The sequence below is a fragment of the Microcystis sp. M_QC_C_20170808_M3Col genome (assembly GCF_007095505.1).
Classification (GTDB): domain Bacteria; phylum Cyanobacteriota; class Cyanobacteriia; order Cyanobacteriales; family Microcystaceae; genus Microcystis.
Window position 1 is genome coordinate 1 of sequence record NZ_SFBY01000263.1, and the last position, 10,479, is coordinate 10,479.

At 39.3% G+C, this 10,479-nt stretch carries 11 protein-coding genes; 5 read left to right on the forward strand and 6 right to left on the reverse strand.

Annotated elements, in window-relative coordinates:
• Positions 1-130 precede the first annotated feature (130 nt).
• The 4 genes from EWV84_RS11950 to EWV84_RS11970 form a co-directional block, all read right to left on the reverse strand.
• Positions 131-463 (reverse strand): element excision factor XisH family protein, encoded by a 333-nt coding sequence (locus EWV84_RS11950; protein ID WP_287078167.1) that lies wholly within the window; start codon positions 461-463, stop codon positions 131-133.
• A 423-nt stretch (positions 464-886) separates the two neighbouring features.
• Positions 887-3,001, reverse strand: coding sequence for a pentapeptide repeat-containing protein (locus tag EWV84_RS11960; RefSeq protein WP_287078169.1), 2,115 nt, complete (start codon positions 2,999-3,001; stop codon positions 887-889).
• A gap of 7 nt (positions 3,002-3,008) precedes the next feature.
• The gene (locus EWV84_RS11965) at positions 3,009-3,461 is read right to left on the reverse strand and encodes a hypothetical protein (RefSeq protein ID WP_287078170.1); all 453 of its coding nucleotides are present in this window, start codon (positions 3,459-3,461) and stop codon (positions 3,009-3,011) included.
• Positions 3,462-3,661: 200 nt separating this feature from the next.
• A complete protein-coding gene (locus EWV84_RS11970) occupies positions 3,662-3,895 on the reverse strand; it encodes a DUF1830 domain-containing protein (RefSeq protein ID WP_287078171.1) in 234 nt (77 codons plus the stop codon).
• Positions 3,896-4,329: 434 nt separating this feature from the next.
• Here EWV84_RS11970 and EWV84_RS11975 point away from each other — a divergent pair, with 434 nt between their 5' ends.
• The 5 genes from EWV84_RS11975 to EWV84_RS11995 all read left to right on the forward strand — a co-directional run bounded on the left by EWV84_RS11975 (position 4,330) and on the right by EWV84_RS11995 (position 8,716).
• A complete protein-coding gene (locus tag EWV84_RS11975; RefSeq protein ID WP_323801802.1) occupies positions 4,330-4,737 on the forward strand; it encodes a hypothetical protein in 408 nt (135 codons plus the stop codon).
• Positions 4,738-5,264: 527 nt separating this feature from the next.
• Complete coding sequence (locus tag EWV84_RS11980) at positions 5,265-5,501, forward strand: hypothetical protein (RefSeq protein ID WP_110578548.1); 237 nt, start codon at positions 5,265-5,267, stop codon at positions 5,499-5,501.
• Positions 5,502-5,753: 252 nt separating this feature from the next.
• Positions 5,754-6,320 carry a nicotinate-nucleotide adenylyltransferase gene (locus EWV84_RS11985; protein WP_286824987.1) on the forward strand — a complete coding sequence of 189 codons (567 nt, stop codon included), beginning with the start codon at positions 5,754-5,756 and terminating at the stop codon, positions 6,318-6,320.
• On the forward strand, positions 6,317-7,045 hold the full coding sequence (locus EWV84_RS11990; RefSeq protein WP_287078172.1) for an NUDIX hydrolase: 729 nt from the start codon (positions 6,317-6,319) through the stop codon (positions 7,043-7,045). Before EWV84_RS11985 ends, EWV84_RS11990 begins: the two co-directional genes overlap by 4 nt.
• Before the next feature lie 12 nt (positions 7,046-7,057).
• Positions 7,058-8,716 (forward strand): NAD+ synthase, encoded by a 1,659-nt coding sequence (locus EWV84_RS11995; RefSeq protein ID WP_287078173.1) that lies wholly within the window; start codon positions 7,058-7,060, stop codon positions 8,714-8,716.
• Between the two features lie 216 nt (positions 8,717-8,932).
• Here EWV84_RS11995 and ygfZ read toward each other — a convergent pair whose 3' ends face one another.
• On the reverse strand, positions 8,933-9,946 hold the full coding sequence (gene ygfZ, locus EWV84_RS12000) for a CAF17-like 4Fe-4S cluster assembly/insertion protein YgfZ (RefSeq protein WP_287078174.1): 1,014 nt from the start codon (positions 9,944-9,946) through the stop codon (positions 8,933-8,935).
• Positions 9,943-10,311 carry a hypothetical protein gene (locus tag EWV84_RS12005; RefSeq protein WP_158200194.1) on the reverse strand — a complete coding sequence of 123 codons (369 nt, stop codon included), beginning with the start codon at positions 10,309-10,311 and terminating at the stop codon, positions 9,943-9,945. The genes ygfZ and EWV84_RS12005 overlap by 4 nt, the downstream gene beginning before the upstream one ends.
• Positions 10,312-10,479 lie beyond the last annotated feature (168 nt).

The window sequence follows — 10,479 nt, forward strand, 5'->3', positions numbered from 1 at the left end:
TTTCAGGTGGTCAACTACCTAATTTTCAGGGAAAAAGTACCTGAATTTTCCCCCTGATCACTCCCATGCCTGGTACTTTTTGATTGACAAAAAGTCTAAAAGTCTTACCCAACAAGGTTGTTAGATTTATTCAGCAGACCCTAAATATATCATTATAGGTTGTTTCAGAAATCGCTAGATAGAGATCACGGTCTGGATCAACTTGATTAAGCAAGATTTTATACAATAAATATTGACCAATCGCTTGCTCTAAATCAGTAACCTGGGATTGACCTTTAAATTGTTTAATTTCAATGGCAATACGTTGATCTCCACGACGAATACCAATCAAACGATTGGCTCCTAAATCAACAAATAAAAAGCGATCACCATAGGAAATAACATAGGGATCATCCGTAATTATCCAGCCGTCATTAATGATGGCCTGTTTAACTGCTTCGTGACTGGAATCTCTAGCAGGCAACTTAAATTACTCCCTACGTCTTTTTTTCTAATAATATAGACTAGCACAAAGTTTACCAGAATTTCCAAAATATTATGGTCAGTTGTCTATCATAGTTGTTTAATTATGAGGATTGAAAAATGGAGATATTTCGCTCCCAATGACCGCTTTTTATGCAAACAAAATAGAAAGAGTGATCACCTTGTGATGATCAGTTAATAAAACAATAAAGTTCGGGAAAAATGAGCCAAGCCAGTATTCAATATTTATCCGATGAAAATGGCGGAAAGCTTGGAATTTGATCGGTTTGCTTTTGAAGATTTGGCTTGGTGGGTTGAGTATGACCGCAAGCAGACTTTAAAAATCATTAAGCTGATTCAGAAAGTTCAACGGCATCCTTTTTAAGGAATTGGTAAGTCTGAAAAGTTAAAGATGGAAAGAAAGTCAGGTATTCAGGTTTGCTAATTGTTCCTGAATATTAGCTTCAGTAGAGAGTTTTTCAGATTTTTCCCATAGAGCGTTAAAGAGACTTTTATCTGTCTCTACAACTCTTGTTTGATAGGAAATATAACCTGATTCTGTTTGACCATTCATAATTCTTCTCGCTGTAAAAGAATTTCTTGGAACAGATAAGTTTTCGCTAATCAATAGGTTGGTATTATCCCAACGATAGCCTTCAACATCTTTGGCTTTTTCCTGACAAATACAAGCAACTTTTATGCCAGAGTTAAGTTGTTCCTGAATCACTTGTAAATGCTTGTGAGTCGGAACTTCAGGAAGAATAAAGACTCGTTGAATAGAAATCTCCCTTTTGATTAGTTCTTCGTTAACTTCCCAGAATTTTTGACCAAGAGGATTATCCCACCAGATGCAATCTGTCATGGAGTGAATAGCCAAGATTCGAGATTCACTTTGAGGATCAATGTGTTTGAGTAGTTGAGCAACCTTTTCTAAACGGGATTCGCCAATAATTTCCATTCTAATTTCAGGCATAATTGTGTTAGTCAAAATTGTGCCATCAAGAAGGGTTAGATTATTTTCATCTAATTTAACATCGGTCAAGTTAGCTCCCGTTAGATTAGCTTTACTCAAATTGGCATGACTTAAATCGGCTCCTGTTAAATCAGCATTAGTTAAATTAACCCCCGAAAGATTAGCCTTACTGAAGTTACATCCCATCAATTTTGCATCGGAAAGATTGGCCTCACCATCCATTAAATTGACTTGGCTGAAATTCAGTCCCCGAAAATCTCGTTCGCCAATTTTGTGCAAATATGTCAATTCTTTTGTGCTATGAATATCGGGGTGATATTCATCGGGTGCATAAACGGCAATCATCGCTTTGACGTAGGCGAAAAAATAAGCCTTGAGAATATTTTCATGGGTGTGGATAGTAATCACTTCTTTACCATCATACTCAACCACCGCCTTGACAGTTGTGGCTCCTTGTTTACCCGGTGTCAAGTTAGCCACATAGATAGATTTAAGGTGATGTTTAATTTCAACTAAATGAGCTAGAGCCTCATCAAAGGCAGTACAAAGTGCATCTACTGAACCTTTTTTAAAGGCCGATTCAGTGTAACGCTCTTGGGTTTTTGTATTACATAAGATAACTGTCGCAGAAGTTAAATTGTTGTTAGCACAAAGAATTTCAAAGTTCTCAATTTTCCAGCCTTGAAAAAGCAAAAGATTATCTTCAAAGAATAAGTTTTGTTGAGGCTCGTTTTCTAAAAGCTGATTGAGTTTTACTTGTTCATTTTCCATTGCCGCTTTACCGAGATTTTTGAGAGTTCTTTCGATAGATGCCGAAGAGGTATCTTTCCCTAAAGACTGTAAGAATAGGGAAGGGGAACCCACAAAAGGATATCCACTGGCAATGAATTCTCGATCTCTGATGGTGATAATACCTTCTAGGCTATACTTTCTGGCAATCTCAACTTGAATTGCCGTTTTTAAATTAACGTTGGGATATTTTTCTAGGTCAATTTCTTTCAAGTTAACTTGACCGACGTTAATTTTACTGAGAAGTTCAATGATCGAACGATTGGCATCTTCTCTAGATTTCAGATTTTTGATATTATGCCAAATTTTGATTAATCCCATTTCGCCAATGTAAGGATTAATTTTTCCCTCTAAAACAAGTCCCATAACCCTAGTAGCTTCACTGTTAAGAGTCGTTTGATTTCGTAATAAAAACTCTTCAATTAGATCAGCATCAATTAATACTTTTGGGGCTTGAGAATTGTTATCTTTTGATTGGAATACCTCTAAGTTATCCAGAAAAAAATCAATATTTATACTAGGATGAGTAGTTACCTTATGCAGACTAAGCTTGATTTCGTATTGCACAAAATCATCAGATTCGTTTTGCAGATTATTTCTCAAATACCAAAGTGTTTTAATCACTTGAGGATCAGGATATTCTCCTAATTTCCTTCTGATTTCAGCACGGTGATCGCTGTCCTGTTTATTGTCTAGTTGAGCTAACAACTCATTAATAATGTCAGCACGGGGACTGACCGATGTTGGTACCTCACACAATGACTCTGTGTTTTCCATTTTTAAATTAATCTCCTTGATTGGTGGTCGTCTCATCCGCACTAATTGTCTCTAAATTAGACGGCTGCTCTAATTGAGAATTTTCAGCGTAGCGTGTTGGCAAAACTTTCACTAATTCATCGTCATTAATGTCAACAAGATAGCCCTTTTTAAAAAGAATCCTTCTTAGGGAAGTAATTCCCAGACGATCACTGTCATCTAACTCAAGGTAAAGTTTAAGATTGGCTCCTAGATATTTGTTGAAATCTGAGTTTAGATTTTTGCCGCTACTATGATTGAACATTTCAGCCAGGTCATCCGCAGAAAAAAGACCTGTAGCCGCCAGATAGAAAATAATTTTGTATTTTTCAGATAAGGGTTTGATTTTTTTCAATAAAGCTCGTAGCTTGGAAATATCCAAACCACAGTTGCTTGCTTGCCTTTCGGCATCGCATAGTGATGGGGGAGTTGTTGGTGTCATGGGACTCTCCTTGGGTTAGATGCGACCCTCCTTGGGTTGGGGGGACTTTCGATCTTAAGGTAATCAACATAGCTATATTTGTAGTCACCGATACTTTTTCAAAGTGGATTGCAATAATAACTGGAAAGTAATATTGCTTCTGCGATAGTCCCATAAAACCAAAAGAGAAATCAACCAACAATTATTGCCCAAATCCTCCCTTATATCGCCAATTCCCGACAGGGAACTCTATCCTCCAGAATCATCGTAGCCATTTCATAGGTAAAAATATCTAAGTGTCCCCCTTCAGGAGCTTTAAAACAAAAATCTTGGCCCACCTCAACGACTCGCTCTAGCCATTGTCCCATAAAGTCAATTTTGAGAATAGCTGTTTTTTCTGTGCGGTTTACATATACACAGTTGATAATTGCTTGATTAACAGTTGCCTTCGACATACCATTCCCCTCCGTTTCAGCAATATGGGATGAACGTTATGTATGTACGATAATTCAAAATTCTGGAATTGAAAACCAATAATTATTGCAAAGTTAAACCAACAATTGTTGCATCTTTAAGCCAATAATTGTTGCATCTTTAAGCCAATAATTATTATTCATAAAAAGAGTATATTTTTACAGAAAAAAACAATAATAATTGGTTGATATCTTTATTTAGACAAGAATAATATAAAAGGGTGCTACCAACCATTCAATTAAGTTTGTTTTGGAGAACTATTATGAAAACTAACGACCAATTTAATCTCAAAAAGACGCTTGCTTTACTGTTGATTCTAGCTGGAGTGTCTGTACCGCTATATGCAGGACGTTTGCCAGAAGCAATTAATCCGATAACGATTGCCCATCTGTATTTTAATGTAGCACTAAGGTTGATGGATAGCGAAAAAAAGGAGAACACTAAACGAGGCGAAGAAGCGAAGAAGCGGTTCCTATCTAAGCAAGGAGGAACCTTAACCAGCACCGAGGTTTGTAGTGTTTTAGCCTGTAGTTCTTTGGAATTAGAAACTATGAGGCTCAATCGTCGGGTCTTAGGTTTATCTGTCAACGAAGAATTAGTTTATCCCGCTTGGCAATTTATTGATGGCAAAGTTTTGTTAGGTTTAGACCAAGTGTTAGCCGTCTTAAAAGAAGACGGTGCTTGGACACAAATGCTCTTTCTGCTTACGGGTGATATTCGTTTAGAGGGAGCAACCCCGCTAGAAAAACTCCAAAAGGGAGAAATCGAGCCAGTGGTTTGGGCTGCTAAGTGCTACGGGAGTCATATGGAGTCCCAAAAATAGACTTGGCCATGAAAGCACTTAGCCACAAAACAGAAGATTTGAGTATCGCCGATGTCTCATCCGATTACCCCGATCAATGGGTGGTCGTAGAGATCACTGGGCGCAACAAATATGGCTGGCATACTTGACAACTTAGCTAAACTGTGTAACAATATGTGGTAGGACAAAAAAGCTGGTTGAGTGTTGCCGCACTGCCCAGCCTGAATTAGGTAAACGTTCTTGGCTCTACCTATCGCTTCCTGTCTTGATCATCTCCACCGTAACGTTTTGCTAGTTCTTTGATGGTGTAGATGGTCATGGGGGAATTACTTCTTTAAGATAAGAAGAGTTCTCCTTAAAAGGGGCTATTGTGAAGAGAACGTAGTCGTGGGGATGTATCTTCCCCAGAGCTACGCAGTAAAAAAGGGAGCTTAGGAGCCTGACAGTGAGTAAGACCCTCATACTGATTTGCCTCATATTAATAATCACGATGGTGCGCCGTTTACTCATCAACAAGGACCCTGATCAAATCAACTGCCACCTTAGCCATGAAAGCACTTAGCCACAAAACAGAAGATTTGAGTATCGCCGATGTCTCATCCGATTACCCCGATCAATGGGTGGTCGTAGAGATCACTGGTCGCGACAAATATGGCTGGCCAGAGAAAGGTAAGGTTATTGGGTATTCAGACGATAAGCGTAAGCTTATACAAGAAACTAAACATTTGAAGGGAGACTTGTATTTGTTTTATACAGGTCTTGTTGACGGTGGTAGGGTTGCTTAAAGTTGTTGACACTCCCGTCGATAAAATCGAGGTTCTTCACCCCGACATTTTAGATAAAACCTAAGATTATGTCAAATTTATCCGGGGTTTTAGACATTTTGACCCGATAGCGACTCGATAACTTGCTTTTGCAGGAGATTACTGATCCTCTTGCCCTATTTTGGTAAAATCAACTATAATGGGGAGAAGTTAATCTTTGCCAAGCTTGAGCAGACTTAAACTAATCCCTCAGTGAGCAAGCAATTAGATCCTATGCTTAAAATTGCCCTTTTTGGAACCAGTGCCGATCCTCCCACTGCCGGTCATCAAGCCATACTAAAATGGTTATCGGAACAGTACGATATCGTTGCGGTTTGGGCTGCCGATAATCCCTTTAAAAATCATCAAACCAGTCTCGAACATCGTCTGAGGATGTTAAATTTGCTCATCGGGGATATTCAACCCCCAAGGGATAATATACAACTGCGACGAGAATTAAGCGATCGACGTAGCTTAATTAGTGTAGAAAAAGCGCAAGCAATTTGGGGAGAACAGGAGGAATATACCCTAGTCATTGGTTCCGATTTAGCCGGACAAATTAGGCACTGGTATCGCAGCCGAGAATTGCTAGAAAAAGTCAAAATTCTCGTGATTCCTCGTCCAGGCTATCCTATTAATCAAGATGATATTGAACAACTGGAAAAATTAGGAGGTGATTGTCTGATTGCCGATGTCTTTGCTCCGGCTGTATCCTCAACAGATTATCGAGAAAAAGGCGATAAACAGGCTGTTCCCGCACCGATTAAAGATTATATTGAAGGTCAAAAACTTTACGCATGAAGCTGCCAAATACCCTAGCTAATAAATCTCTAGCTGATTTTAAAGTCGGAGTTGATAACGTGATCTTTTCCGTTGATACCCAATTAAATCGGCTGCTAGTGCTTCTGATTAAAAGACGGGAAGAACCCTTTAGTAATTACTGGAGTTTACCCGGTACTTTAGTGAGAAATGGGGAATCACTGGAAACGGCAGCCTATCGAATTTTAGCCGAGAAAATTAGCGTCAATAATCTCTATCTAGAACAGTTATATACTTTTGGCAGTCCAGAGGGAGATTTCCCGGCAGCGGCCGAGAGTTTTGGGAAACGTTATCTATCGGTGAGTTACTTCGCTTTAGTGCGGTTTGAAGAAGCGAAATTAATCACTGAACGGGATTATAATATCACTTGGTATATGATTGATAAAGTGCCAAATTTAGCCTTTAATCACGGTCAAATTTTAGAATATGGCTGGCGAAGATTACGCAATAAAGTAGAATATAGTCCCGTCGCTTTTGAGGTTTTACCAGAATTATTTACTTTAAATGATCTTTATCAATTTTATGAGACAATTTTAGGTAAAAATTTTAGTGATTATTCCAACTTCAGAAATCGGCTCTTGAAATTAGGATTTCTCAAAGATATGGGTTTAAAAGTCTCTCGTGGTGCTGGTCGTCCTGCTAGTTTATATCGCTTTGATGAAGAAGCTTTTGCTCCCTTTAAAGAGCAACCGTTAGTTTTTGTTTAAATAGGAAAAAATATGAGAATTGCTATCGCTCAATTAAATCCCATTGTTGGAGATATCGAAGGAAATGCCGAAAGGATTTTAGAGGCCGCTCAAACGGCATTTAATCGGGGAGCGGAATTACTTTTAACCCCGGAATTATCCCTCTGTGGTTATCCTCCCAGAGACTTATTATTAAATCTGGGTTTTGTTGAGAAAATGTCTCGACAATTGCAATTATTGTCCCAAGAATTACCAGAAAAATTAGCTGTATTAGTCGGTTTTGTCGAAAAAAATTCCTCAGCAACAGTCCGGGGAGAAAAGCCGTTATTTAATAGCATAGCTTTGTTAAAAAGTCAAGAGATTAAACAAATTTTTACTAAACGTTTATTGCCTACCTATGATGTTTTTGATGAGGATCGTTACTTTGCTTCCGGGAAAGAAAGTCAATATTTTCAACTAACAGAAAATAATTTTAAAATCGGTGTGACTATCTGTGAAGATGTTTGGAATGATGAACAATTTTGGGGTCAGCGTCAATACGCGGTTAATCCCATCGCCGATTTAGCTAATTTGGGAGTGGATTTAATCGTTAATCTTTCCGCTTCTCCCTACAGTGTCGGTAAGCAAAAATTGCGAGAATCTTTATTATCCCATAGTGCCACTAGATATAATTTACCTATAGTTTATGTCAATCAAGTGGGAGGTAATGATGATTTAATTTTTGATGGTGATAGCGTTGCTTTTAACAGACAAGGAGAAGTGATTTATCGCGCCCAAGCATTTACTTCTAGCCTAGAATTGATCGAGTTTAATCAAGATTTGTTACCCGCAGTTATTCATCCTTTACCCATCGATGAAGATGAGGAAATTTATCGAGCTTTAGTCTTAGGAGTGCGAGATTATGTGCAGAAATGCGGTTTTAAACGGGTAATTTTTGGCTTGAGTGGTGGCATTGATTCCAGTTTAGTTGCCGCTATTGCCACCGACGCATTAGGTAAAGAAAATGTTCTCGCTGTGATGATGCCTTCTCCCTATAGTTCCGACCATTCCATTAGCGATGCCGTAGCTTTAGTTAATAATTTAGGTATCAAAAGTGAGAAGTTAGCAATTAAAGAAATTATGACCGCTTATGATCAACTTTTAGAGCGGCTTTTTGCTGGGACTGATTTCGGTATTGCTGAAGAAAATCTTCAGTCACGCATTCGCGGTAATTTATTAATGGCTCTCTCTAATAAATTCGGGCATTTACTATTATCCACTGGCAATAAATCAGAAATGGCGGTGGGATATTGCACCCTCTACGGTGATATGAATGGTGGTTTAGCAGTGATTGCTGATGTGCCGAAAACCAGGGTTTATTCCCTCTGTCGCTGGTTAAATCGGCACGGGGAAATTATTCCCCTCAATGTGATTAATAAAGCTCCTAGTGCTGAATTAAAACCCAATCAGAAGGATCAAGATTCTTTGCCTCCCTACGAGATTTTAGATGCTATTTTAGCACTATTAATCGATCGCCATCAATCCGCCGAACAAATTATCGCCGCCGGTTTTGAGCCTGAAATTGTGCAGAAAGTGATTAAATTAGTTAAAAATGCCGAATTTAAGCGCAAACAAGCCCCCCCGGGCCTAAAAATTAGCGATCGCGCTTTTGGCACTGGTTGGCGAATGCCCATTGCTAGTCGCTGGGGTTAGGGACTTTTTCAGTTATCAGTTATCAGTTATCAGTTATCAGTTATCAGTTATTAGTTATCAGTTATCAGTTATTAGTTATCAGTTATCAGTTATCAGATTTGAGTTTTCAAGTGAGCAGTGTTAAATAGAAATTTCCTACTGTCTTTTCACTGTTTACTGTTTACTGATTACTGGTCACTGTTTACTGATTACTGTTTACTGATTACTGTTTACTGATTACTGAAAGGGGTATTCGTGAGAGAGGAAGGGTAAAGGGATTAATTCTCCTGTTGCCTCGCCGATTTGTACTTTTAAACCCTCTCCTCCCGCTTTTGTTTTCACATAACCCAAGCCAAAATCCTCCAGCACACTGGTGAGTAAACCGACTTTTTGCGCTTCTAAAATAATCGGGGTATTGCTAGGGACGGGTTGGCTGAGTTTTATGCCCCAAAGTCTTTGTTTTACGCCTTTATAGGTGTTGAGACGGGCGATAGTTTCTTGACCAATATAACAACCCTTATCAAAAACGAGCGCTCGCCATAAACCGGCCTCTAAAGGGTTATAATCTTCGGTTAATTCTCGATCGACTGCCGGTCGGCCCTGATGGATTCTCAGGTATTCCCACACCTGTGCATCGGCGGGAGTAACGCCATTTTTAATTAAATTTTCCCAGAGGGGACCTGCTTCGGCGGCGGCAACGATTAAAGTATATCCGGGTAAGTCTAAGCCGGTGCCGACGGCCAGTCTCAGGGCGGGTTGAGAAAGGAGATAATGACTATGCTGCACCCCCGTTAAAATCTGCTCTGGAATGGCGATTTTTTGCAGGTATTGCCCGCTTTCAGTACCAATTAGGGTGAAAATGCCAAAATTATCGGTTAAGTCGCTAATTTCCACCTTATCGAAGGGGAAAATATAGCGATCGATCAATTCCAGTAAAAATTGACGACGTTGGGGAGAAACGAGGATGAGGAGGGAATCATCGCTGGCGTAAACTGTGACAAAATCGAGGGTACGACCGGTAGAGTTAAGGAAAATTGTCTCACAACCCTGACCCGGTTTCAGGCGCTCGATAGCGTTACTGGTTTGATTGTGGAGAAAACGCAGTCGGTCTTGGCCTTTTAATTCTAATAAACCCCAATCGGAGCGATCGATTAAAATTGTTTGGGATGCTAAACTTTGGGGGTCATTACTGTAATTTTTCAGAAAATTAGCGGCATACTCTGCCTTGATCGTTTCTAAATCTGCTTTCATTGCGGTAAATTAGCGAATAATCGGTTAATAATACGCTCGGTTTTCGTTTCCAAACTCTGCCAATCTAGTTCACCGGTGGGGTCGAGGAGACTGGTATCGATGGTGACGGTCTCTCCTTCATCGGTGGGATAATCGAGAAAACAGACTTGAAAACAAAGTTCCCAAATATTTACAGTAACGGAGCGATCGAGATAAGTCAAACAGAGCAGATAACTGGGATAGGGATCTTGAATTTCTGTATAGGTTCCTTTCCAGAGGGAATTTTCTAACTGTTTACGCAGATTATCCAGCACCCGAATAAATGCCGGTTGCATTAATAATTGTGCCTGTTCCCAAGCAGTAATATCTTTAAATTTTGGATTCATCTTATCAGTTATCAGTGATCAGTTATCAGTGATCAGATTTGGGTATTAATTGACACTCCCCGCTCTAAAGAGACGGGGATTCTTGGTTCACAGAGATTACTTGCTTAGACAGAATTGCTTCTGAAAAAGTAGAGGTATTCTGTCCCCAAGCGTTTCTTGGATCTAGCC

Coding starts and splice junctions, on each gene's coding strand:
- EWV84_RS11960 (WP_287078169.1), bottom strand. CDS start 3,001: ATGGAAAACACAGAGTCATTGTGTGAGGTACCAACATCGGTCAGTCCC.
- EWV84_RS11965 (WP_287078170.1), bottom strand. CDS start 3,461: ATGACACCAACAACTCCCCCATCACTATGCGATGCCGAAAGGCAAGCA.
- EWV84_RS11970 (WP_287078171.1), bottom strand. CDS start 3,895: ATGTCGAAGGCAACTGTTAATCAAGCAATTATCAACTGTGTATATGTA.
- EWV84_RS11975 (WP_323801802.1), top strand. CDS start 4,330: ATGGATAGCGAAAAAAAGGAGAACACTAAACGAGGCGAAGAAGCGAAG.
- EWV84_RS11980 (WP_110578548.1), top strand. CDS start 5,265: ATGAAAGCACTTAGCCACAAAACAGAAGATTTGAGTATCGCCGATGTC.
- EWV84_RS11985 (WP_286824987.1), top strand. CDS start 5,754: ATGCTTAAAATTGCCCTTTTTGGAACCAGTGCCGATCCTCCCACTGCC.
- EWV84_RS11990 (WP_287078172.1), top strand. CDS start 6,317: ATGAAGCTGCCAAATACCCTAGCTAATAAATCTCTAGCTGATTTTAAA.
- EWV84_RS11995 (WP_287078173.1), top strand. CDS start 7,058: ATGAGAATTGCTATCGCTCAATTAAATCCCATTGTTGGAGATATCGAA.
- ygfZ (WP_287078174.1), bottom strand. CDS start 9,946: ATGAAAGCAGATTTAGAAACGATCAAGGCAGAGTATGCCGCTAATTTT.
- EWV84_RS12005 (WP_158200194.1), bottom strand. CDS start 10,311: ATGAATCCAAAATTTAAAGATATTACTGCTTGGGAACAGGCACAATTA.